This window comes from Endozoicomonas sp. PH6C, assembly GCF_059322965.1.
Window position 1 is genome coordinate 4,838,644 of record NZ_CP185342.1, and the last position, 22,087, is coordinate 4,860,730.

At 48.0% G+C, this 22,087-nt stretch carries 23 protein-coding genes and 4 tRNA genes; 12 read left to right on the forward strand and 15 right to left on the reverse strand.

Annotation, left to right across the window (positions count from 1 at the left end):
- Window positions 1-149: 149 nt before the first annotated feature.
- From ACOMG9_RS17880 to ACOMG9_RS17890, 3 genes are all read right to left on the reverse strand, one after another.
- Window positions 150-1,205, reverse strand: coding sequence for an endonuclease/exonuclease/phosphatase family protein (locus tag ACOMG9_RS17880; protein WP_494529197.1), 1,056 nt, complete (start codon window positions 1,203-1,205; stop codon window positions 150-152).
- A 137-nt stretch (window positions 1,206-1,342) separates the two neighbouring features.
- Window positions 1,343-2,683 carry a hypothetical protein gene (locus tag ACOMG9_RS17885; RefSeq protein ID WP_448217897.1) on the reverse strand — a complete coding sequence of 447 codons (1,341 nt, stop codon included), beginning with the start codon at window positions 2,681-2,683 and terminating at the stop codon, window positions 1,343-1,345.
- Window positions 2,667-3,980 (reverse strand): hypothetical protein, encoded by a 1,314-nt coding sequence (locus ACOMG9_RS17890; protein WP_494529198.1) that lies wholly within the window; start codon window positions 3,978-3,980, stop codon window positions 2,667-2,669. Before ACOMG9_RS17890 ends, ACOMG9_RS17885 begins: the two co-directional genes overlap by 17 nt.
- Window positions 3,981-4,452: 472 nt before the next feature.
- On the opposite strand from ACOMG9_RS17890, the gene ACOMG9_RS17895 reads away from it, so the two are divergent.
- Both ACOMG9_RS17895 and ACOMG9_RS17900 read left to right on the forward strand, forming a co-directional pair.
- A complete protein-coding gene (locus ACOMG9_RS17895; protein WP_448217899.1) occupies window positions 4,453-6,063 on the forward strand; it encodes an AbgT family transporter in 1,611 nt (536 codons plus the stop codon).
- A 248-nt stretch (window positions 6,064-6,311) separates the two neighbouring features.
- Complete coding sequence (locus ACOMG9_RS17900; protein WP_448217900.1) at window positions 6,312-6,686, forward strand: STAS domain-containing protein; 375 nt, start codon at window positions 6,312-6,314, stop codon at window positions 6,684-6,686.
- 23 nt (window positions 6,687-6,709) lie between these two features.
- Here the strand turns inward: ACOMG9_RS17900 and ACOMG9_RS17905 are convergent, their stop codons facing one another.
- Both ACOMG9_RS17905 and upp read right to left on the reverse strand, forming a co-directional pair.
- Complete coding sequence (locus tag ACOMG9_RS17905; protein ID WP_494529199.1) at window positions 6,710-7,969, reverse strand: uracil-xanthine permease family protein; 1,260 nt, start codon at window positions 7,967-7,969, stop codon at window positions 6,710-6,712.
- An 18-nt stretch (window positions 7,970-7,987) separates the two neighbouring features.
- Window positions 7,988-8,614, reverse strand: a complete 627-nt coding sequence (upp, locus tag ACOMG9_RS17910; protein ID WP_448217902.1) for a uracil phosphoribosyltransferase — start codon at window positions 8,612-8,614, stop codon at window positions 7,988-7,990.
- A 291-nt stretch (window positions 8,615-8,905) separates the two neighbouring features.
- On the opposite strand from upp, the gene ACOMG9_RS17915 reads away from it, so the two are divergent.
- On the forward strand, window positions 8,906-9,463 hold the full coding sequence (locus tag ACOMG9_RS17915; RefSeq protein WP_422137133.1) for a hypoxanthine-guanine phosphoribosyltransferase: 558 nt from the start codon (window positions 8,906-8,908) through the stop codon (window positions 9,461-9,463).
- Window positions 9,464-9,515: 52 nt separating this feature from the next.
- On the opposite strand, the gene ACOMG9_RS17920 is transcribed toward ACOMG9_RS17915, so the two are convergent.
- Entirely contained in the window at window positions 9,516-10,955 is a 1,440-nt protein-coding gene (locus ACOMG9_RS17920; protein WP_494529200.1) for a hypothetical protein, read from the reverse strand.
- Window positions 10,956-11,075: 120 nt separating this feature from the next.
- Here ACOMG9_RS17920 and ACOMG9_RS17925 point away from each other — a divergent pair, with 120 nt between their 5' ends.
- The 9 genes from ACOMG9_RS17925 to ACOMG9_RS17965 all read left to right on the forward strand — a co-directional run bounded on the left by ACOMG9_RS17925 (window position 11,076) and on the right by ACOMG9_RS17965 (window position 16,872).
- Window positions 11,076-11,240: a hypothetical protein gene (locus ACOMG9_RS17925; protein WP_494529201.1), complete on the forward strand. Its 165-nt coding sequence runs from the start codon at window positions 11,076-11,078 to the stop codon at window positions 11,238-11,240.
- On the forward strand, window positions 11,209-11,499 hold the full coding sequence (locus ACOMG9_RS17930) for a PA4642 family protein (RefSeq protein WP_448217904.1): 291 nt from the start codon (window positions 11,209-11,211) through the stop codon (window positions 11,497-11,499). Before ACOMG9_RS17925 ends, ACOMG9_RS17930 begins: the two co-directional genes overlap by 32 nt.
- A gap of 50 nt (window positions 11,500-11,549) precedes the next feature.
- Window positions 11,550-11,999 (forward strand): rhodanese-like domain-containing protein, encoded by a 450-nt coding sequence (locus tag ACOMG9_RS17935; RefSeq protein WP_422138659.1) that lies wholly within the window; start codon window positions 11,550-11,552, stop codon window positions 11,997-11,999.
- Between the two features lie 156 nt (window positions 12,000-12,155).
- Entirely contained in the window at window positions 12,156-12,557 is a 402-nt protein-coding gene (locus tag ACOMG9_RS17940) for a cytochrome b562 (RefSeq protein ID WP_448217906.1), read from the forward strand.
- Window positions 12,550-13,044, forward strand: coding sequence for a cytochrome b/b6 domain-containing protein (locus ACOMG9_RS17945; protein ID WP_448217907.1), 495 nt, complete (start codon window positions 12,550-12,552; stop codon window positions 13,042-13,044). The genes ACOMG9_RS17940 and ACOMG9_RS17945 overlap by 8 nt, the downstream gene beginning before the upstream one ends.
- 587 nt (window positions 13,045-13,631) lie before the next feature.
- Window positions 13,632-14,339 carry a ZrgA family zinc uptake protein gene (locus tag ACOMG9_RS17950; RefSeq protein WP_494529202.1) on the forward strand — a complete coding sequence of 236 codons (708 nt, stop codon included), beginning with the start codon at window positions 13,632-13,634 and terminating at the stop codon, window positions 14,337-14,339.
- Between the two features lies 1 nt (window position 14,340).
- The gene (locus ACOMG9_RS17955) at window positions 14,341-15,060 is read left to right on the forward strand and encodes an ABC transporter ATP-binding protein (protein ID WP_448217909.1); all 720 of its coding nucleotides are present in this window, start codon (window positions 14,341-14,343) and stop codon (window positions 15,058-15,060) included.
- Window positions 15,060-16,322 (forward strand): ABC transporter permease, encoded by a 1,263-nt coding sequence (locus tag ACOMG9_RS17960; RefSeq protein WP_494529203.1) that lies wholly within the window; start codon window positions 15,060-15,062, stop codon window positions 16,320-16,322. Before ACOMG9_RS17955 ends, ACOMG9_RS17960 begins: the two co-directional genes overlap by 1 nt.
- Window position 16,323: 1 nt before the next feature.
- Window positions 16,324-16,872: a DUF3299 domain-containing protein gene (locus ACOMG9_RS17965; RefSeq protein WP_494529204.1), complete on the forward strand. Its 549-nt coding sequence runs from the start codon at window positions 16,324-16,326 to the stop codon at window positions 16,870-16,872.
- A gap of 94 nt (window positions 16,873-16,966) precedes the next feature.
- On the opposite strand, the gene cls is transcribed toward ACOMG9_RS17965, so the two are convergent.
- The 9 genes from cls to ACOMG9_RS18010 all read right to left on the reverse strand — a co-directional run bounded on the left by cls (window position 16,967) and on the right by ACOMG9_RS18010 (window position 22,073).
- Entirely contained in the window at window positions 16,967-18,433 is a 1,467-nt protein-coding gene (gene cls, locus ACOMG9_RS17970; protein ID WP_448217912.1) for a cardiolipin synthase, read from the reverse strand.
- A 110-nt stretch (window positions 18,434-18,543) separates the two neighbouring features.
- Entirely contained in the window at window positions 18,544-19,323 is a 780-nt protein-coding gene (locus tag ACOMG9_RS17975; protein ID WP_448217913.1) for a TSUP family transporter, read from the reverse strand.
- 318 nt (window positions 19,324-19,641) lie between these two features.
- Window positions 19,642-19,716, reverse strand: a tRNA-Gln gene (locus tag ACOMG9_RS17980).
- 6 nt (window positions 19,717-19,722) lie between these two features.
- Window positions 19,723-19,799 (reverse strand) — tRNA-Met (locus ACOMG9_RS17985).
- A 7-nt stretch (window positions 19,800-19,806) separates the two neighbouring features.
- A tRNA-Gln gene (locus tag ACOMG9_RS17990) sits at window positions 19,807-19,881 on the reverse strand.
- A gap of 89 nt (window positions 19,882-19,970) precedes the next feature.
- Window positions 19,971-20,047: transfer RNA gene (locus ACOMG9_RS17995), tRNA-Met, on the reverse strand.
- Between the two features lie 271 nt (window positions 20,048-20,318).
- On the reverse strand, window positions 20,319-21,410 hold the full coding sequence (ychF, locus tag ACOMG9_RS18000) for a redox-regulated ATPase YchF (RefSeq protein WP_448217914.1): 1,092 nt from the start codon (window positions 21,408-21,410) through the stop codon (window positions 20,319-20,321).
- A 138-nt stretch (window positions 21,411-21,548) separates the two neighbouring features.
- Window positions 21,549-21,779, reverse strand: coding sequence for a zinc ribbon domain-containing protein (locus ACOMG9_RS18005; RefSeq protein ID WP_494529205.1), 231 nt, complete (start codon window positions 21,777-21,779; stop codon window positions 21,549-21,551).
- 6 nt (window positions 21,780-21,785) lie between these two features.
- Window positions 21,786-22,073, reverse strand: coding sequence for a hypothetical protein (locus ACOMG9_RS18010; RefSeq protein WP_494529206.1), 288 nt, complete (start codon window positions 22,071-22,073; stop codon window positions 21,786-21,788).
- Between the last annotated feature and the right edge of the window lie 14 nt (window positions 22,074-22,087).

The following is a 22,087-nucleotide window of genomic DNA, read 5'->3' on the forward strand; positions in this document are numbered from 1 at the left end:
TTCCGATTCGGAGACAATCAACCAACTCACCCCAAGGAGGCAGTCGCAAAACTCCAACAGCTCTTTCCCACGCTTTGCCCTACAGGACCTGAAAGCGTGGAAACCAGAGTTTTTCGACAGCCTCGAAGAGGAATATGAACCTTAAAGATTTATTCCTCAGTGAAATACAGGATACCCTCAACGGGATAATGATCCGAAAGCACACCTAATCGGGTATTTGTTTGATTGGCCTGTAAAATTCTCAGGTAACCACTCACTGGACAGACATTTCTCCTGTCACAAAGAATATTATCCAGAGTACCCTGATGAGGACCTTTTCCTTTGGCCATTCCATTGCTATGGATGTCAAAGGAATAGGGCAAAGAGGTATTGGTAAAATCAGCTGCCTGGCGGCTGAACAGGGTTTCCAGCATGATTTGAAAATATTCACCCCCTTCAGATTCTCCGTCTTTTCTACCCGCATCAGAATTAAAGTCCCCCATGTAAATGACTGCTTCATGGCTGGGTATATTCAATTTACTCTTGATCTCCCCAAGATAATCGTAGTGCCTGATCAGACCTTTGTATTCATCTTCGCTATCAGTTTGCACCGTTTGCAAATGGAGACCAAACACATGCAAATTTCCACTTTGGGTTGGCACCTTGATATACCAGGCACCGACAGCACACCACCCCTGGTTGCCTGCCGGCATTGGAAAGACAAATTCACGCATCTCAAGAATCGGCACCTTGCTATAAATCACTACCCCGCCATTGAATAGCCTGCCATACAACAGCCATTCCCACCCTTCACCCAAAACAGGCGTCATGTAATAACCTGCCTGCCTCATTCCCTCATTGACGACGTCTCTGAGATACTGATCACCCAATTCCTGAAGCGAGACAATGTGATAATCCCTCTTGCTCATATAATGGGCAATTTCCTGCGCCCTCATTTCCGGATCGTTCATGTCCTGGCTACCAAACCACCACATCAGGAACTCAAAAAAGTCATAGGAAGTCATCAGATTCACATTCCAGGTCAATAGTTTGAGAGGCAAACACTGATCAGAGACACTCAAGGGACAGGTCGTGGGAGGGCTGGTGTAGACGGGAATGGATTCCATACTTTTTCGTTTTCCAGAAGCATCCGGCAAAGGCGAACCTGCAACTGCAAGGATACTCACCCCAAAAAGTAAAGCCAGAAGGGCACTGAACTCTTTCATCAAGCTTGCTCACTGACTGGAAAATCAAATTTACAGGATAGAAGCTCTCGAAAAAAAGCATAGAAGAAAATCAGGGGCTACTGACCGGGGCGTACGCCTTCAGCTACTAGTAAAAAAATGGAACCACAAGAAGGAGATTAATGGCTGTTTTTGGCACTCTTCATATTATTAGCCTTCCTGAAGAATTCGGTGAAGCCGTCCTGAATATTTTGCAGCTCTTTATAAATAAACGATTGATGTCTTCCATCATAACCTTCAGTTTTGATCAACTTTTCCAGATCATCGAAACGTGTCTGAAGATCAACACTGTTGCTGATGAGCTTTTTAGCTTCAGCATCAATTGCTTCATAGCTTTCCCAAAACGCCTCACAGGATAAATTGGCTGATTGAAGCCTGCCATGGAGCTGCTTCAATTCACTCACATCCACCTTTGTCTCTGCAACTGCCTGCTGCTCAGGCCAGACCCAGCCACACATCCAGCTACCAACACTTCTTACCGCTTCCGTCAATTTAGGGACGTATTTACCCACTATTGCCACCAACATCAAGGTTCCACCTATCGATTTGGCCGTTTTGACTAGAGGATGGTAGCTGCCGGCGTAGAGTCCCGCTACACCCAGATGCTGGTCCAGAAGGGAAGACGTAAAGTATTGAATAAAATGCCCGGGATAGCCGGTTTTTGAAAAAGCTTCCTGAGCAAAATCAACACAATTAAACCCAATCCCTTGAAAGATACAACTTTCCTCTCCTTTATCACAGGCATCGGCGTACTCTGAGATATACTTCTCAACTCTTATGGCTTCCTGTTGAGAGATAAAGAAAGTGACTTTAGGGATATCATTAATTTCGTTATGGTAATAAGTTTTAAATTCGATAGCTTCATCCAACACAACCCCCTGCTGTGTTTTGGAAAGAATTTCATATGAATATCTGTCAACTCCAACAGAACACGACACCTTTCCCTGAGATCTTCTGCCCGCCAACTTGGCCCCTCCAGACACTACAGAGGCCAGTAAGAGTCTGCGAACCCGCCCAAGATCCCCAACAACTTCCCGCACAGGACACTGATTATGATCAACGAAAGGCTCGAGCACTTCGTCAACAGGGTCTGGTTTCTCATCTCTCGGTACTCGAGGATCAGCGGGGGGAGCCTCAGAATGAGACAGGGAGTCCAGTTCATGATCATCATCAAGACTACCTTCTGCATTCTGTGGTATCACTTCCCACCGAGTATTCGAAACAGGATAGAGACCGCGAGCAATGTCTACGCCTCTGGCTTTGTTTTCAAGCCTGACAAAACTGTGGCTATAGTCGAGGTAAACGGTCAGCCTACAAGAAGGGTTGTCTGCCCTTGTCACATTGCGAGTATTGAAAGTTGCCGAATCACGTAACAGGACGCCGGATTGAGAAAGATCACCGGTATCCATCGGCCCGGGAGGCAGAGCCCCTGTCTGAAGTTTACTATGCCCGTCGTCCATGCCAACTCTCCTTGCTGTTATGAGCGTTCTTCATGTCAGCAGCCTCCCTGAAGAATTCGGTAAAGCCGTCCTGAATATTTTTCAGCTCTTTATAAATAAACGATTGATGTCTTCCATTATAGTCTTCTGTTTTGATCAGCTCTTCCAGATCATCGAAACGCGCCTGAAGATCAACACTATCGCTGATCAGCTTTCTGGCTTCAGCATCTCTTTCACTATAATTTTCCCAGAATACCTCGCAGTATAAATTGGCTAATTGAAGGCTGCCATGAAGCCGCTTCAACTCACTCACATCCACCTGTGTCGCTGCGATTGCCTGCTGTGCAGGCCACACCCAACCACAGATCCAACGGCCAACACTCCTGACAGCTTCCTTCAGCCTGGGAACTGCGCATTTGCCAACCACGACCGCCAACATCAGTGTTCCAGCTATCGAAGCGGGATTTTTGACCACAAGATGACAGCCAACTGCGTAGAGTCCTGCCATGCCCACGCTCTGCGACAAAATTGAAGGGGTGAAATATTCAATAAAATGACCGGAATAGTCCGTTTTTGAGAAAGCTTCCTGAGCAAAATCAACACAGTTAAACCCAATCCCTTGATAGATACAACTTTCCTCTCCTTTATCACAGGCATCGTCATACTCTGTGATATACTTCTCCACCGCCAATGCTTCCTTCTGAGAAATGAAGAAAGTAACTTTGGGGATACTATCAAAACCCTCATAGGCATAGCTGAAGGTTTCATCAGAAAGTCGCCCCTGCATTTTCGAAAAAAGCACTCTATGAACACCAATTAACGCCAATGCCCGCCCTACGTGTGTTCTGCCCGCCAGCTTTGCCCCTAAAGGCGCTGCGTAGGTCAGATAAAGTTTGGATTTCAATTTATCATTATTACTCTCAACCACTGGACACTGATTACGATCAACGCGAGGCTTTTGCACTTCCTCCATAGGAGCTGGTTTTGATACCAAGGGACTAACAGGAAAAGTCGCAGAATTGAACAGGGTTTCCAGCCTGAGCTTATTACGAAGATTAGCTTTCGATGCAACAAACCGGGCTGGGTAGAGACCTCGGGTAATGTCTACTCCTCTGTCCTTGTTCTCAAGCCTGACAAAGCTGTGGCCATTGTCGAGGTAAACAGTCAGTTTACAAGAAGGGTTATCCGCCCTTGTCACATTGCGAGTATTGAATGTGGCAGAACGACCTGATCCCCCCCTTGAATGAAGCTCATTACCCGTGACCGATGGCCTCAGAGGTTGACTGACTGTGAAAGATTGACTGGATCCAGCGTCCATACTCAGACTCCTTATCTACAAAAACCACATCCTAAGTACTATTAAAGGTGAACAGGTTCTGATCATTCATCGTAAAAATGCCTAAGCTCACGATCAGTCGTGCCACGGAAGAATTAATTGTCAAATCCCTCCCTAAACAAGCCCTGTTACCTGCTTACCATGGACTCAGGGGTTTCAACTTAATTGACAAACGTCTTTTAAAATGAAATTCAAATCAAATAAAAACTATATCCTTATAACTAAATTTGTAAAAAAATCCTGTTTCAGAGTATTATGCCGACCAGATTTTCTGGGAATATAGTCCAGCTTATCTTTTTGTCAGGATCTATTGCCTGACTCATCCGTCGCATTCATTTGCTAAACGACCACAATCACAAGCATTTAACGAATGAGTGTTACTCATGGCCAGGCTGTCAAAACTACAAGCAAAGATGCTGGCTAAAAAACTACTAAAACTGTTTGGAGCGGAAGTATGTCGTACCAGTCCGAAACTCTCCCAACAGGTGATGCAAATAATAGCAAAAATAATAGCACCGCCTTTGATCGTTTCCTCGCTACGGTAGAGTGGCTTGGCAACCTGTTACCCCATCCAATTACCCTGTTTGCCCTGTTTGCTGTGGGTATTGTTATTATCAGTGGTATCGCCTCATGGGCAGGACTGAGTGTCGTTGACCCCCGTCCGGAAGGAGCCGCAGGCCGTGCAACAGATGGCATGATCCATGTTGTCAACCTGCTGACAGGTGATGGCCTGCGGATGATTGTGACCAGGCTGGTTACCAATTTCACCGGCTTTGCTCCTCTGGGCACCGTACTGGTTGCTCTCATGGGTGTTGCTATTGCAGAACATTCCGGGTTGCTAAGTGCACTGGTTCGCTCCCTGGTGATGAAGGCATCCCGCAACACCGTAACCATGATTGTTGTGTTTGCCGGTATTCTGTCCAATACCGCTTCTGAACTGGGCTACGTGGTTGTTATTCCTCTGGCTGCCATGATCTTCCACTCACTGGGAAGACACCCTCTGGCCGGTCTGGCTGCCGCTTTTGCCGGTGTTTCCGGGGGGTATAGCGCTAACCTGCTTCTGGGCACTGTTGATCCACTGCTTTCCGGCATCACAGAAACGGCCGCCAGAATGATTGACCCGGCTTATGTCGTGGGTCCTGAAGCCAACTGGTACTTCATGTCGGTCAGTGTATTCCTGATCACCTTCGTAGGTACCTGGGTAACCAACAAGATCATTGAGCCTCGTCTGGGCAAGTACAACGAATCAGAAGCTTCCGTTGATCTTTCTGAAGACAAAATGGAAGACGTCACCGACCTTGAGAAACGCGGCCTGAAACGGGCTGGAATGGCATTACTGGTCTTGGTGGGTGTTATGGCTCTCACCATTGTTCCCGAGTGGGGCGTTCTCAGACACCCTGAAACGGGTGCTGTTGCAGGCTCTCCATTCCTTAAGGGCATTGTTGCCATGATCCTGATCTTCTTTGCGATTCCCGGCTTTGTCTACGGTAAAACGGTAGGCACAGTCAAGAATGACAGAGACGTAATCGATTGCATGTCCAAGAGCATGAGCACCATGGGCATGTACATTGTCCTGGTGTTCTTTGCTGCCCAGTTTGTTGCTTTTTTTGGCATGACCAATCTCGGCACCATTTTTGCGGTACTGGGTGCGGAATTCCTTCAGAACATCGGCCTGACCGGCCCACTACTGTTCGTTGTTTTCATCCTGATGTGTGGTTTTGTAAACCTGATGATTGGTTCCGCTTCCGCGCAGTGGGCCGTTACTGCACCAATCTTTGTGCCAATGCTGATGCTGGTAGGCTACGCGCCTGAAGTCATTCAGGCCGCCTACCGTATCGGTGACTCAGTCACCAATATCATCACGCCAATGATGAGCTACTTTGGCCTGATCGTTGCCTTTGCTTCACGTTATAAGAAAGACCTCGGTATTGGCACTCTGATCTCCATGATGCTGCCTTACTCAATGTTCTTCGTGATTGGCTGGAGTGTGCTGTTCTTCATCTGGGTCTTCGTAATGGGTCTGCCGGTTGGACCTGGATCAGCGACTTTCTACAGTGCTGGCTAACTGACTGACAGGACATTTAAGACAGGGGTGATGGTTCACCCCTTTTTTATTGCTCGGAAATAAGTCAGAGACACCAGCGAATCTCAAACCTACCGCTCCATCGGAACAGCTAAACCCACAAAAAGACCTGCCGGTAAAAGCTGTTCAGCTGAAATTGTCAGCAATGCTGTCAACCTTGTTATACCAATTGCTTCCAACAGATCCTAGGATATCTCGCAACAAAGCAGCCATTTTAAAGGAGTAAGACTATGGCCTTATCCATCAATCTGGAAGATCATTACAACTACACCCTGCTGGAAGTTCGGGGTAAAGTAGACGCTGCCACCTCACAAATGCTGGACCGAGCCATCGAAGCCGCCACCTTTGAGGGCAATCACCACCTGATTCTGGACTGTTCTCAGCTATTCAGCATCAGCAGCGAAGGCCTGAGAGTCTTACTCAACACCCGAAATTCATTGAACCGGATTCACAGCATCACGCTTTGCAATGTCTCAAGATCCATCCATTCACTGCTGGAACTGACGGGCATCTCCAGATTCATCAACATTGCCAAAGATCTGGATGAAGCTGAATCTATGCTGTTAGAATCTAATACCGAGCTGGACAGAATCAGTTTCAATTAGTTTTGTAACAGGATCACTTGCAATCAGGCATCTGTAGACTGAAACTTATCTTCCCTGTCGGCATGAGGCAAGATCGCATTCAGCAAAACGGCGGTAATGGCACAAAGGCTAACGCCTTTCAGAGTGAACCCACCCATCGACAAAGCCAGATCACCAATACCAAACACCAGAACAACTGACACAATCACCAGATTGCGTGACTTGCTCAGATCCACCTGAGCCTTGATCATGGTACTGAGACCGACAACAGCAATAGAGCCGAATAACAGCATCATGATTCCACCCATCACCGGTGTTGGAATCGTAGCCAGAAAGCCACCGACTTTGCTGATAAACGCCACTGCAACAGCCATGATTGCAGCCCAGGTCATGATTTTGGGATTGAAAGCTTTTGTCAGCATCACCGCACCGGTGACTTCTGAGTAGGTAGTATTGGGAGGGCCACCCAACATGGCCGCAGCAGAAGTGGCAAAACCATCACCCATCAGGGTATTTTTCAGACCGGGCTTTTCGAGGTACTTCTTACCGGTAACCGAACTGATCGCCAGCATATCGCCAATATGCTCAATAGCTGGCGCAATCGCGACTGGTACCATGAACAGAATGGCATTCCAGTTAAACTCCGGGGCCGTAAACGCAGGAACAGCAAACCATGGACGATCAATAACCGGCTGAAAATCCACAACCCCCATAAATAACGCAGCAATATAACCAACAGCGATTCCACAGATAACCGGAATCAGTTTGAAGATACCGCCGGCCATGGTGGAAACGGCCAGTGTTGTCACCAGAGCGACGCCCGCCAGCAACAAGGAGGTATTGGGATCAATCGATGAGTTGGCATCACCGCTGGCCATGTCAACGGCAACAGACGCCAGCCCGAGACCAATGACCATAATTACCGGACCCACCACTACCGGAGGAAATAATCGATAAAGGATGCCGCTTCCCCGCAGGCGAATGATAAAGCTGAGCACAACATAAAACAGCCCTGCTGCCATCATGCCGCCCAATGTTGCAGGCAGGCCCCAACTTTGAACACTAAACGTAATAGGCGCAATAAAGGCAAAAGAAGAGGCCAGAAAGATAGGCACCTGCCGTCTGGTACATAACTGGAATATCAGCGTACCAATACCAGCGGTAAAGAAAGCAACATTTGGGTCCAACCCGGTCAATAAGGGCACCAGTACCAGAGCACCGAAGGCGACAAACAGCATCTGTCCCCCCAGCAACATCTGTCGCCATACTGGCATTCCATCATCTGCCGGGTTTATATCAGTCATAATCAGTTTTTCCCTTCACTATTTAGTTCCGAAGATTTTATCTCCGGCATCGCCCAGGCCCGGCATGATGTAACCCTGGTCATTCAAACAATCATCCACCGAGGCAGTATAGATTTTGACATCCGGATGAGCTTCAAGCACTTTCTCTATACCCTCCGGAGCCGCCACCAGCACAAGGCAGCGGATTTCCTTGCAGCCGGCTTTCTTGAGCATATCAATAGTGGCCGTCATGGAACCACCGGTAGCCAGCATAGGGTCTAATACAAGAGCAATTCGCTCATTGATATCCTTAACCAGCTTTTCGAAGTAAGGCACCGGCTCAAGGGTTTCTTCATCCCGATACAGACCTACGACACTGACCCGGGCACCCGGCACCAGATCAAGCACTCCATCCATCATACCCAGACCTGCTCTGAGAATGGGAACAATAGTAATTTTCTTACCTTTGATCTGCTTGACGGTGACGTCTCCGGCCCAGCCATGAATAACATGATCTTCCAGCTCAAAATCTTTGGTCGCTTCGTAAGTTAGCAGCGAGCCCACTTCATTAGCCAGTGTCCGAAACCCTTTCGTACTGATACCCCTGGTGCGTAAAATGCCCAGCTTGTGTTGTACCAGAGGGTGCTTGATTTCTTGTACGCTCATGTCAGCTCCCGATGCCTTCCACTTAATACTGACTCTACCGATTTGACGGGCTTGAATCTTTTTATTTTTACACAGCCCTTATGACCCACCTATAAGTTTTTCTCACAGCAAACCGAAGTAAGCTATAACTTGCTGTTCACATCTAATGTAGGTATCGTTGCCCTCTTTTTTCCACGGTTCAACTTTTGTCTGCGCTGCCTGGAACCCGATTCATTGCTTGCCCATCAGGCAGTTTCCGGAGAAAGCCAGTTGTTAGCCGATGACGAGTTATTACAACGAGGTTCCCAACCCATGTCTGTTGATCTCGACCATATCCAGCAAGTCCTCAACGAGGCTGACTGCCTGTACAATGAACAACAGATAGAAGACGCCATTAAAAATATGGGCAGCGCTATTACTGAACAACTGTCTGGTAGTAATCCACTGGTTTACTGTGTAATGAATGGTGGCATGGTCATTACCGGCAAGCTGCTCACTCACCTGCAGTTCCCCCTGGAAGCCTCATACGTGCACGCCACACGCTACCGTGATCAATTAACCGGTGGCCGTCTGGACTGGAAAGTACGCCCTTCACAGGACATGAAGGGCAGGACAATTCTGATCGTTGATGACATTCTTGACGAGGGCCACACTCTGGACGCCATTGTCGACTTCTGCAAGGAACAAGGTGCCGAGAAGGTTCTGACCGCCGTTCTGGTTGACAAGCTGCATGACCGCAAGGCTCGCCCCGGCCTCAAGGCAGATTTCTCAGGTCTTGAAATTGAAGATCGTTATATCTTTGGGTATGGGCTGGATTACCAGGGCTACTGGCGAAATGCCAACGGCATTTTTGCTTTGAAGGGTCACTGAAAATTGAGTGAGCTGAACCAGTTTACCCGGTGGTAGACTGGTTCAACGCCTTTTAGCTTATTCTTCCCTGCAAACCTTTTCTGATTGCAGCTCGATCAAGTTCAATTTTCCCGGGAAATGCATTGCGCATTTCATAAATTTTTCTTATTTCTTTACTCTCCCCATTGAGAATTTCATTTATGCTTTCTCTGAAACCTCTGCCCTCAGCGGCGTGGTCCCTGGCCTCAATGGCTCGATCATATTCTTCCTGAAGCACTTGCTTTATGCTTTGATAAGAATTTACCTTACTGTTAAGGCTCTTTAACTCTTCCTGAAGCTCCACCTTCCTCTGACTGAATGACGCCTCTATTCGTGCTTTGCTCTGCTGTTTCTGCTGTGGACTCAATTGAGTATTACTCTCAACATTATTCAGCCACCGTTGTCTGGAGCTTACGATTCCCTCAAGCTTGCGTGTCACTCCCGAGATTTTGAACTTCCTTAACTCATTCTCCATTCTGTGGGAGTCCAGTTCTTTTCTTTTACTATCTACTGCTTCTTTCAGTGTTTTTATATTTGTTCGATACTCTTCGGACTTTTGCTGAATTGCCTTTTTCGTTTTCATTTGAATAGTCTCTACCTGAGCATTGAGATTTCCAAGGCGAAGCTCGGTTTCCTGACCAGCCTCTGCGTCAACCCTTGGTTTCAGGGATTGACTCAGCTCCCTGATCTCCTTTTTCAGCTCAGCTTTTTTGCCTGGCTCATCTCCATTGCCTTTTATACTTCTTAACTCTTCAAGATCAGAGTTGTAACTCTGAAAACCAGGATCTTTATCAAAGGCAGCTTTTAACTCATTCAACATCTTCACTCTGTCACCAAAAAATTGCCCCTTGGAAAAGTCGTAGGTTTTTCCATCCGGAGCCGGAAACTTACCTTTTTTGGGAGGATTTTCCGGTGCCGCATAAAGCGCGAGTGACTTGGCGTACTTTTTATCAAAACTTACCAGCTTGTTCTCCAGAGCATTGGCTCTTTCTTGCAGCTCGCCCAGTTGCACTATCTTTTCATTTCTGGTGGAAAGCTCTTCTCTCAAACCATTGTTGCGAACCCTATTGATCAGATCCTGAGGAACAGGCTTCCAGTTTTCATTCTTTAAGGAACGCTTCAACTCGCCAAAGATGTGAACCACCTTTTGCTTTAAGGTCGGTTTGGTGATTTCTTTAGCTGGGCTGACAGAGCCTGATGGCTCTTTTTCTAAATGATTTGATTCAATGTGCTTTCGACCCTCTACTACTTCGCTCTTTCGTTCGTACAGCGAAATGTCAGATGAGAGTGATTGAAGTGAACTGCTGTGTGTCGGGGGAGATGAAGGGAGAAAATTGGGATGATTACGCACTTCGATACTGCGATTCATACTCTGGGCTTTCGTCCTGGCTCCTCCTTCAATACCCTGAGAAACCTGCTGCCCAGTTTTTACCGGACTTTGCCCCCCAACTGAACCTACTGCTGCTGCTGACATCCTTGTTACCTCTGATTCATTCAGTCTATTCCTTTGTAAAATTAAGTATCATCTAAAGCTGAGGCGCTTATTTAAAAAATCTATACCATTTCGGAATAATTCAGATTACTTGAATAGGGCTTGAGCAACTATAAATGCCATAATCGCCACTTTTCCGACAATCCCGGTGAAAGTATCAAGATTAAGATTCCTGAAAGTTTAAAATCCATCGTGTACAATGTCGGCAAACAGCCAAAAGCTATCAGGAATAACGATGAAGAAAGACAAACAGAAAGTCATTGGTGAAGTGCTGAATGATGAGCGAATCAAAGAACTGCTTACCCTTCAGGCACCAGCCGGAGAAGATCGCGCCCTACACATTCTGACCCGTGCTTATCGTGCACTGCGAGCAGAGGACTTTGAACGATTCCTGCACTTTTACTCGGAAACAGGTCTGGAGATCAATCCAGTGACACCAGAGGGCAGCACCTTTCTATCGCTACTGGAAACACACCATCATGCCGCACCCTATGCCCAGGCTTTAAAGAACTTCGGAGCCAACTAGCGACAGGCCATCTATACTCTGTGCTTTAGTAGTAAACCGGAGATCCCCCCATGTTCGCTTCATGGTTAAGAGACCCACGTATGCTGGCTTGCGCCGCGATCCTGCTGAGCACCAGTGTGACAGCTTCAGAAAACGCAACCACGGAAGACAGGCTCGCCGCCTACAACAGGCACTACCCCGCCATCTCTTACCCTGACTTGCGCAAGGCAGTCGATGCTGGCGAAGTGTTTCTTCTTGATACTAACAGGGGGGAGACCTATACCATGGGTCACCTGCCAGATGCCTACTCTCTGACAGACAGAGCCACTCTGGAGAGCCAACTCCCCATCCTGAAAAACTACCCCATAGTTGTTTATTGTGGTGGTCCACAATGTACATCCTGGTTTGCCGGAGCAGATTTTGCTGCGGCTCGGGGTTATACCAACATCATGCACTTCAGAGGAGGTCTGAAAGACTGGAAAGATCAGGGCGGTAGTCTGGCAACCAGAAAAACAGAATAACTTCATGTCGGTAAATGTCTGAAAGTGTTCGGATATTTTATGACATGCCCTTCAGTGACAGTGCCTTTAAATCAAAAAGTTTTACACAACTAGCCTTCTTATTTCTTGCAAGAATCATTATGATGCCCGAGCGAAATGTTTATACGGGAAGTTAATATGAAATCGCTTGCCAAAGCCCTCTTTATACCACTGGCACTGTCCGCTTCATTGATGGCTTCCATGCCTGCTTCAGCTCATAGCCATGGCCACGAAGGTCATTCTGATGAACTGAACACTGAAATGAAAAAAATGGGCTTCAATTTCAAACGCTCCGGCTCTGCTAAAACCATTGAAGACATGCAGAGCTACCTAACTGAATTCCGTACACACGCCGAAAACGCCAGGGAGACCGGCTACACTGATGCGCCTGAGGAATTCCGAAAAGGCATTGATCAACTGCTGACCGGACTGGCCGGGGTTCAGGCTGCTCTCGACAATAAAGATCTGGATCTGGCCAAACAAAGAATGAAAAAGCTCAATGACATCAGAAAGAAATACCACAGAAAGTTCGATGTCTAAAAAGTTTCAATGGCCACGAACCGTTCAGTTAATTCACTGGACGGTTGCATTACTCTTTTTCAGTAATCATTTTCTGATTGACGGGTACAGCGAGTACCATGCGTATTCTGGCTGGGTCATCCTTGCCCTGGTAGGACTCAGACTGCTTTATGGCGTGACTTTTGCCCCGGCACCTGCTCGCCTCCGGGACATCAAACCCTCATTCTCGGGCATCAAACAGCACCTTTATGAGCTGAAAACCCGGCAACAGGGTAAAAATGGCCACAATCCAATGGGAGCGATTGCTGTCTGGCTGATATGGATTGCTCTGGCCCTGGCTGCGTTTACCGGGTGGCTGCAGGATACCGACTTTGGCTTTGAACACAATGTTTATGAATGGCACTCCATGCTGGTGAATGGCCTCTATTACTTTGTCGGCCTGCACTTACTGGCAGTGTTCATTACCTCTTGGCTGACCCGTCGAAACCTGGTCAAGACAATGCTCTGACAACAGACTTTAGCTTAGCCAGGAAAGTTCGTTTTATAGTTCACGGCAAGCAATTCGACTAAACGCAAATGACTGCGTCTTCTAGTATTGCTTTTTGTTAGGGCTTTAGAGAATAATTCGGACCATTACTTCATACGTGTCGATAACATGACTGAATGCTAACCATAAGCCTGATAAACACTGCCCACAGACAAAGACCAAATCCTCTTCGATTTTGTCTGATTTGTGTCGTTTATTTGCTGGTTATCCAGTACTCCGTCAGTCACACGCATAATCCCCCTAAGGACTTTAGTTCTAGTTATCACAATCTGCTCCAACAACTGTCACTGAATGATCATGCCGATCACTGGCACGGGGATCAGCATCATTCAGCGGGCTGTCAGCTGACTTCCCAGGCACCTCCGTCCCCCGGACTGTTTGCTGCAGAACGTTCGTTCTTCACTCCCTTCAACAGTGCAGAAAAAACCCGCTCCGTTTCTCTGGAAACCCCCACCAAAAGGCTGACCCGGGCTCCGCCGGCCTTTATCTGATGTCATCAATAAACCAGAAAACCTATTTATCAGATAAGTGCCTCTACGAGTGACATTATGCAAACTTTTACTAAACTGGCTGCCGGTATTGCCTGCGGAGTCCTGTCCCTGGCTGTCTATTCCGCAAATGGAGAGCAGCGTCACGTTGACGCCCATGTTCACGGACAGGGTGAACTGAACTTTGCAGTCGAAGGTTCTGAAATTCAACTGGAACTGAAAATGCCTGCCAATGATGTGCTGGGCTTCGAGACCATTACTACCGATAAACAACGCCACCAGCTCCATGAAGCTCTGGAAAAGCTGGAAGCCGCCAGCCTCTGGAGCATGACCCCTGCCGCTTCCTGCAAACTGGTTAGCGCCAAAGCTTCCTCAAGCTCTGTTGATCACGATCATGGTCATGAAAAAGCTCATAACGACGATCACGGAAATCATGAAAAAGATCATAACAGGCATGATCACCACGATGAGCACGCATCTCATGGCCATGATGATGAGCACGATCATCACGGTGAGCATGCCTCTCATGACCATCATGATGACCATCACGGTGAACACAACCATGAAGAGCATGAGAGCGAAAGCGGGCATATGGATATCTCAGCTAAGTACGTCTTTGAATGTGGCAATGCCAATCAGCTGAACACCATCAGCACCTCAATCTTTGAAACATTCGAGCGCAGCGAATCCTTAAGTGTTCAGGGCTTCACCCAAAAAGGTCAGATGGCTGCCGAAATGACCAAGAGCAAGCCAGAGGTTCGCTTCTAAGATGACTGACTCCCGCTCTCAAGTTATTGAACTCACAGCTGTTGAGTTCAGCTGGAAAGCAGGAATACCTGTTCTGGATATTCCTGAACTGACTGTATCCAGAGGCGAAAAGGTCTTTGTCCGCGGCCCATCGGGTTCCGGCAAAACCACACTACTGGGACTGCTCGGCGGCGTCATTACACCGGAGCGGGGACAGGTCAACGTGCTGGGGAACGACATTAGTCGTTTTTCCCCGGTGCAGCGCGATCGCTTCCGTGCTGATCATATTGGCTTTATCTTCCAGATGTTCAATCTGATTCCCTATCTCTCTGTAATAGAGAACGTCACTCTGTCTCTGGGCTTTGCCAAAAAGCGCAAAAGCAATCTCGCCAGTATTGCTGGCAGTGAGCAGGATGAAGCAAGACGTCTTCTTAAACATCTGGAACTGGACGAATCCATACTGCATCGTCCCGTTACAGAACTGAGTATCGGACAGCAACAGCGAGTTGCCGCCGCCAGAGCTTTGATTGGCAAGCCTGATCTGATCATTGCCGACGAGCCTACTTCAGCACTGGACACAGATACCCGGGAAGCCTTCATCAATCTGCTGTTCGCAGAATGTGAAACAGTAGGCAACACCCTGCTATTTGTCAGCCACGACCGTAGCCTTGAATCGTTATTTGATCGCAGCATTGTGCTCAATGAAATTAACCGGGCCAGCAAAGTCAAAGAGGTGGACTGATGCCGATTTTAAGCCTGGCTTTAAAGAGCCTTAAAAACCGAAAAACAACCGCCTTGCTGACTATATTTTCCATTGCCGTCAGCGTAGCCCTGCTATTGGGGGTTGAACGTATCAGGGTCGAAGCCAAAAACAGCTTTACCAGCACCGTGTCAGGGACGGATTTGATTGTGGGAGCCAGAAGCAGCTCTATCAATCTTCTGTTGTATTCTGTTTTCCACATTGGCAATGCCACCAACAATATCTCCTGGGAGACTTATCAGGATCTGACGTCTACCCCGGATGTTGCCTGGTCTGTTCCCATTTCCCTGGGTGACTCCCACCATGGCTATCGGGTCGTGGGCACCTCCCACGACATGTTCAGTCATTTTCGATACGGCGATGATGAATCACTGCAACTGTCCGAGGGCCAACCTTTCAATGCCTTATACGACGCTGTACTTGGATCTGAAGTCGCTGCCAGCCTTGGCTATGAAGTCGGTGACAGCATTGTTCTGAGCCATGGCATAGAAAGTAAGAGTCTGCTGCCTCACGATGATAAGCCTTTTAAGGTTTCCGGCATTCTCAAGCCAACAGGCACGCCCACGGACAGAGTAATTCTAATCTCTCTTGAGGGGATCGAAGCCCTGCATATCGACTGGGTAAGTGGTGCACCACCCATTGCCGCATTCTCGGTGTCCGCTGCAGAGGCACAGGCCATGAATCTGCAGCCCGCCAGTGTTACCGCCTATTTCGTTGGCCTGAAATCCCGTATTGCCGCTTTCCGATACCAGAGGAAAGTCAATGAATACCGGCAGGAAGCCATGACCGGCATTCTGCCCGGTGTTGCTCTTCAGGAACTCTGGCAACTGGTTGGTACCGCAGAAAAGGCACTGCTGGCGGTTTCCATCATGGTGGTCCTGGCAGGTCTGATGGGCATGCTGACTACGATTCTCACTTCTCTTAATGAAAGGCGCCGGGAGATGGCCATTCTCCGCTCTGTTGGCGCAAGGCCGATCCATATCTTCACGCTGATGATCACTGAATCTGTCGTTTATGCGGTGTCAGGAACCCTTCTGGGCTTCCTTATACTCTATGGACTGCTATTCGCTATTCAGCCCGTTGTGCAACAAATGCTGGGGCTGCACCTGGCCATCAGTGCTCCGGGCACCTTTGAATGGTCATTGGCCGGAATGATCATTGTCTGCGCCATTGTTTTGGGCATAATCCCGGCCTGGCGCGCCTACAAAAACTCTCTTGCCGATGGCCTGACCATAAGGGTCTAAAATGAACATCATTATGAAAACAGGAAAATCCCTGATACTGACAACGCTGCTGGCCCTGTTGCCAGTCACCACCGTTCAGGCCAAGCCGGTGGAAAAGCCTGCAACCCAAGCAGAAGTCATAGAGATCACCTGGGACGAGCTGATGCCTGCACCGGATCAAAAAGTCGTTGACAGTTATCAGGCCGGAGAGATGAGTAAAGATGATGTCATCGCCTATCTGGATAAGCTGGGCAAGACGCCCGTTGCAAGACTGGACAAACGCACGGTAAAAATCCCCGGGTACCTCGTGCCACTCAATCTGGATAAAAACCAGAGAGCGACTGAGCTGTTACTGGTACCAACCAAGGATGCCTGCATCCACGTACCAGCACCACCGCCTAACCAGACCATTTATGTGAAATTCAAGAATAAGGAAAAAGGCATCAAAGTCGAGGAAGCGGGCCGCACTCCTTATTGGCTGGTTGGAACCCTGCATGTTGAGACCACTCACTCAGAGTACACTGAAACCCTTTACTCCATAACGGTTGACTCGCTGGAAGTCTATAAATAAGGCGAACTGTTTCAGTTAAAAATCTTTATTGATCAAAACATGGATGTTCTTAAACGACGCAGTAAGTACCAGGCCTGCTGGTTAGGTAATTACTTCACAACAAAGGACTTAACAGCTGAAAAAGACTCTCCAGAAACCGCCTGGTGACAGACCTTCGGCTCCATAGAGACAAACGAACACGCTCGGAACTCTGCATATACTGATCCAGAAGCGTCGCCACGGTCTGGCTGAAGGCTCGGTCGTAGATGATCATGGTCACTTCATAATTCAGCCAAACGCTGCGCATATCCAGATTTACGGTACCAAAAAGAATGGTCGATCGGTCCACCAGAACACATTTGGTATGCAGCAATCCTCCCTTGAACTGCAATATTTTCACCCCTGCGTTTAACAGGTCTTCGTAATAGGAACGACTGGCATAGTGAACCATTCTGGAGTCGTTTGTGCGAGGAACCAGTAACTGAACGTCCACCCCTCTCATGGCCGCTGACTTCAGGGCTGTCAGCAATGATTCGTCCGGAACAAAATAAGGCGTAGATATCAGCAGCTCTTCCTTACTTTCGTAAATTGCGGTAAGCAAAACCTGATGGAGCCTTTCCCGGTTGATACCCGGTCCTGATGGCAGTACGTGAACATCAGCACCGGTGTAACTGTCAAGACAGGAAGGTGGAAACTCGTAGGTAGCATTAAACGACGAATGTTTTTCACCCGTTTCAAGCGCTTTATCCCAATGAGCAATCACTGCCATAACGTGTGCAGGTATACCTTCTACCCTGACCATGGCGTCAATCCATTGTCCGACATTAGCCTTCTGACGAAAATGAACAGGATCGACCAGGTTAAAGCTGCCACTCCAGGCAATTTCATCATCAATCACGAGAATTTTGCGATGGTTGCGAATATCAAGGCGCTCAAACAGCATCCTTAAAAGACCAACCGGCATGGACCCGGTAACACTGATGCCCTCCAGACGGAAACGTCTTGCCCACTCACTTCGAAGAAACTGACGACTGCCCACTGCATCAAGTATTACCATACAGTCAACACCCCTCCGTGAAGCTCTGATCAGAGCCTCTGCCAGAACCTTGATTCGCCCCTTGGGCTCACAGATGTAAAACTCCAGTACAATGCTGCATCTGGCTTTCTCTATGTCCTGTAACAGGCCATGAAGAATGGTATCGGTTTCATGAAACAGCTGAAGCTTGCTACAAGGCAGCACTGGAATACCCAGGGTCTGCTCCGCCAGCTTGTAGATCCCTGTATGAGGAGTATTGGAGGGATACTCAAGCTGCCGCTGGGTAATCACTCTCGAAAGGTGGCTAGACCACTGTTCGTAGTCAGGATACAGACTCTCCAGACGTCGGAGCCTTCTTCTCCCAAGGCGCCTTGAGCCAAACAGCAGGTAAAAGAAAAAACCGGCTACCGGCAGAATGAACAGCAACAGTACCCAGGCCAGAGTCACGCCTACCGGCCTGCGCTGCATAATAATGTGAATTCCGAAGGCGATGATCAGGGCAAGATAGATTCCCCCAAACAATGCACTGAGCCAGCTGTTGTCCATTCAAATATCTGAGTGACGTTATTCTTCACAAACAGTTATAAGACTCCAGGGCGAGGAGCCTGCAGGACTATCTATAATAACGCTAAACCTTCACTTTCGCAGAAAAAACGTCAAAACAGCAAATGTCCGTATTCGTCCCACATGAGTTTGCCGGTCATAACCAGTGAAATAACGACGATCATGGGACGAATAATCTGCTGACCACGCTTCACAACCATTCTCGATCCCAGTCTGGCGCCAATGAACTGACCTATCAGCATAATTCCCCCTACGGCCCAGACAACCTGACCACCCAATATAAAGAACAGCAGGGAAGCCACATTACTGGTACAGTTCAGAACCTTGGTATGAGCCGTCGCCATTGTCAGGGAATAACCAAGGAGGCTGACAAAGGCTATGGCGAAGAAAGAGCCCGTGCCCGGGCCGAAGAAACCATCATAAAAGCCGACTCCCAGCCCTGCTGAACAGGCAAAAGCGGTCAGGCTCATTCTGGCAGAAGAAGCTTTAGTATTTCGGACACTGGGGGAGAGAATAAAGTAAGCAGCTATACCCAATAACAGGAAGGGAATAATCTGCTTCAAAACCGAAGCATCAATCAACTGAACCAGAATCGTGCCTGCGGCACTGCCAACAAAGGTCATGAAAATGGCAAAACGCATTTCCCTGAGATTCACCAACCCTCTTCGAATAAAATAAACACTGGCAGAGAAAGAGCCGCCTGTTGACTGTAATTTATTGGTCGCCAGAGCCTGTGCCGGAGAAAGCCCCACCGCCAGAAGCGCGGGGACTGTAATCAATCCGCCGCCGCCTGCAATGGAGTCAACAAAACCAGCCAGGATCGCAACAAAAAACAGCAATAACCCCCAATCAAGAGTAAATACAAAATCCAAAACAGGCCTCAACTTTATGATGCGTCAGGTATTTGTCGTCCAGCAAATAACCCAAACGTTTTTTCTTTAATGACGAAATGTCTTTTTTTATTGGATCGAATCCAAACACGAATGAGATTATCTTGATGTTTTGAGTGCCTGGCTATCCGCAATGACAACAGATCAACATTCATACAAGCAACTTCATGCTCAGAACGGCATCTGCACCCCGAAATTCACCTTCCTGATCAAATCAAGTTGGGTATTACTTACACATTGAGGTTTTAAAAGTCACTGAAACGAAAAAGCCCAACCTGTTTCAGTCGGGCTTCAGAGAAATGGCTGGGGTGGAGGGATTCGAACCCCCGCATGGCAGGATCAAAACCTGCTGCCTTACCGCTTGGCGACACCCCAGTAAAATGGTAGCTAGGGGCAGATTCGAACTGCCGACCCCAGCATTATGAGTGCTGTGCTCTAACCAACTGAGCTACCTAGCCATTTTTATGGCTGGGGTGGAGGGATTCGAACCCCCGCATGGCAGGATCAAAACCTGCTGCCTTACCGCTTGGCTACACCCCAGCAAATACGAAATGTTTTATAGGGTATGGACATTCCGTGTACACTTTCGACCCTACGTTAGCAGTCGCCTGCCTGCAAGCTCCTGAATATGGTAGCTAGGGGCAGACTCGAACTGCCGACCCCAGCATTATGAGTGCTGTGCTCTAACCAACTGAGCTACCTAGCCGCCGAAAGATGGTGCGCATTTTCAGGATTTAACGCTGTCCTGTCAACTGTTTAAGCGGCTTTTTTAGGAACTTTCAGAAAACCCCTACCCCTGTTTCGTATTTCTGCGGGTACTAGGCATGCGCCTTATTCAAAGCCTTATTATTTTTTCAGAACGGACTGTTAATGCTCCTATTAATACCATCCCGGATAAGAGCAATAATGACTCTCCAGAAGTGAATGACCCGGAATTAAAAAGGATAGGGCTATCTGGTCAGACAACCCCAATTGCATCAGACATTGAAACGGAAATGCATAACATCGCCATCTTTGACGATGTAATCCTTGCCTTCCACTCTCAGACGACCTGCTTCCTTGGCCCCCTGTTCACCGTTGTACTGAACAAACTCATCGTAAGCCGTCACTTCCGCGCGAATGAACCCACGCTCAAAGTCAGTGTGAATCACACCTGCAGCCTGAGGCGCCGTCGCACCGATCTTCACAGTCCAGGCACGCACTTCTTTAACTCCGGCAGTGAAATACGTCTGCAGTCCAAGAAGTTCATACCCCCCCCTGATCACACGATCCAGGCCTGGCTCTTCCATACCCAGATCGGCCAGAAATTCATCCCGCTCTTCATCTTCGAGCTCAGCAATCTCAGCTTCCAGCTTGTTGCAGACTGTCACCACGACAGAACCCTCGCTCCTGGCGATGTCACGAACAACGTCCAGATAAGGGTTATCTTCAAAACCATCTTCATCGACGTTGGCAATGTACATGGTGGGCTTTGTCGTCAGAAGATGGAATGTTTTGGTCAGCTTCTGCTCTTCATCGGTCATTGCCATGGATCGAACAGGGTGGCCTTCTTCCAGATGGGGAACAATTCTTTCCAGCAGGGCTTTCTGGGCCTTGGCATCCTTGTCGCCGCTTTTGGCGACACGAGTGACTCGCTGCAGCTGTTTTTCACAGCTTTCCAGATCCGCCATGGCCAGCTCGATATTGATAATGCCGATATCCGCCGCCGGATCAATTTTATTGGCCACATGAATAACATTATCATTCTCAAAACAACGTACTACGTGGGCGATAGCATCAGTCTCACGAATATTGGCCAGGAATTTGTTGCCCAGACCTTCACCCTTGGAGGCACCTTCTACCAGGCCGGCAATATCGACAAATTCCATGGTCGTGGGCAACACACGCTCTGGCTTAACGATCTCAGCCAGCTTGTTCAGACGCGGATCGGGCATGGCCACGACACCCGAATTTGGCTCGATAGTACAGAAAGGGAAGTTCTCTGCATCAATCCCTGCCTTGGTCAAAGCATTGAACAGTGTTGATTTGCCGACGTTGGGCAGACCAACGATGCCACATTTAAAGCCCATAAAAAGTTACCAGGGGAAATTCAATAAAAATTTGGGACAGGATTATAAAGCCCGACCTGAATTGACACCAGTATTATGCCCAACTCTTGATTAAAACCGTAACGAGCGCAACACTCGCTGTTATGGCTAGGGTTCAAGCTACCTTGTCAAACACTTGAGAAAGACATTTCTGGCACCGTTGATGTCACGATCAACGGTGAAGCCCTCACCCTTAATAATTTTGGAAGAACCTAATTTTTCGTCAATGGTCCCGTTCCATGATTGAGTCTTGGATGTATAGGCTTCGTTGCAATCAACTACATGCTTTCCATACTTTTTTGCGTACCACTTAAGCCGCTTTTTGAATGGGTAGTGATTGAGGTCAAGCATCTGGCGTCAGGTGTTACGGCGAATGGTGCGAACCTTCTTATCTTTGCGTGTGACCATACCTCTTGTCTCAAAGGTTGGCAAAAATACAACGTCGTAGTTCGACACCAGCTCGAACGCCAGCCGGTTATGCAGATCAAGAACAATGTCATCCTTTTTGCATTTCAGCCGATCAATTTCCCTGTTGAAATGAATAATCCGATCTCTTGTCCACTGGGGCATGTCGAGGAACTTAACGCCCTTCTGCGTGTTCAGGATTTTTTGCTTTTGACTGATCAAGCTGTCCACTTGTTTCATCGTAAGCGCCAAAT

Bases quoted from the DNA above. Each gene is read 5' to 3' on its own strand.
- ACOMG9_RS17880 (WP_494529197.1), bottom strand. From the start codon at position 1,205: ATGAAAGAGTTCAGTGCCCTTCTGGCTTTACTTTTTGGGGTGAGTATC.
- ACOMG9_RS17885 (WP_448217897.1), bottom strand. From the start codon at position 2,683: ATGGACGACGGGCATAGTAAACTTCAGACAGGGGCTCTGCCTCCCGGG.
- ACOMG9_RS17890 (WP_494529198.1), bottom strand. From the start codon at position 3,980: ATGGACGCTGGATCCAGTCAATCTTTCACAGTCAGTCAACCTCTGAGG.
- ACOMG9_RS17895 (WP_448217899.1), top strand. From the start codon at position 4,453: ATGTCGTACCAGTCCGAAACTCTCCCAACAGGTGATGCAAATAATAGC.
- ACOMG9_RS17900 (WP_448217900.1), top strand. From the start codon at position 6,312: ATGGCCTTATCCATCAATCTGGAAGATCATTACAACTACACCCTGCTG.
- ACOMG9_RS17905 (WP_494529199.1), bottom strand. From the start codon at position 7,969: ATGACTGATATAAACCCGGCAGATGATGGAATGCCAGTATGGCGACAG.
- upp (WP_448217902.1), bottom strand. From the start codon at position 8,614: ATGAGCGTACAAGAAATCAAGCACCCTCTGGTACAACACAAGCTGGGC.
- ACOMG9_RS17915 (WP_422137133.1), top strand. From the start codon at position 8,906: ATGTCTGTTGATCTCGACCATATCCAGCAAGTCCTCAACGAGGCTGAC.
- ACOMG9_RS17920 (WP_494529200.1), bottom strand. From the start codon at position 10,955: ATGTCAGCAGCAGCAGTAGGTTCAGTTGGGGGGCAAAGTCCGGTAAAA.
- ACOMG9_RS17930 (WP_448217904.1), top strand. From the start codon at position 11,209: ATGAAGAAAGACAAACAGAAAGTCATTGGTGAAGTGCTGAATGATGAG.
- ACOMG9_RS17935 (WP_422138659.1), top strand. From the start codon at position 11,550: ATGTTCGCTTCATGGTTAAGAGACCCACGTATGCTGGCTTGCGCCGCG.
- ACOMG9_RS17940 (WP_448217906.1), top strand. From the start codon at position 12,156: ATGAAATCGCTTGCCAAAGCCCTCTTTATACCACTGGCACTGTCCGCT.
- ACOMG9_RS17945 (WP_448217907.1), top strand. From the start codon at position 12,550: ATGTCTAAAAAGTTTCAATGGCCACGAACCGTTCAGTTAATTCACTGG.
- ACOMG9_RS17950 (WP_494529202.1), top strand. From the start codon at position 13,632: ATGCAAACTTTTACTAAACTGGCTGCCGGTATTGCCTGCGGAGTCCTG.
- ACOMG9_RS17955 (WP_448217909.1), top strand. From the start codon at position 14,341: ATGACTGACTCCCGCTCTCAAGTTATTGAACTCACAGCTGTTGAGTTC.
- ACOMG9_RS17960 (WP_494529203.1), top strand. From the start codon at position 15,060: ATGCCGATTTTAAGCCTGGCTTTAAAGAGCCTTAAAAACCGAAAAACA.
- ACOMG9_RS17965 (WP_494529204.1), top strand. From the start codon at position 16,324: ATGAACATCATTATGAAAACAGGAAAATCCCTGATACTGACAACGCTG.
- cls (WP_448217912.1), bottom strand. From the start codon at position 18,433: ATGGACAACAGCTGGCTCAGTGCATTGTTTGGGGGAATCTATCTTGCC.
- ychF (WP_448217914.1), bottom strand. From the start codon at position 21,410: ATGGGCTTTAAATGTGGCATCGTTGGTCTGCCCAACGTCGGCAAATCA.
- ACOMG9_RS18005 (WP_494529205.1), bottom strand. From the start codon at position 21,779: ATGCTTGACCTCAATCACTACCCATTCAAAAAGCGGCTTAAGTGGTAC.
- ACOMG9_RS18010 (WP_494529206.1), bottom strand. From the start codon at position 22,073: ATGAAACAAGTGGACAGCTTGATCAGTCAAAAGCAAAAAATCCTGAAC.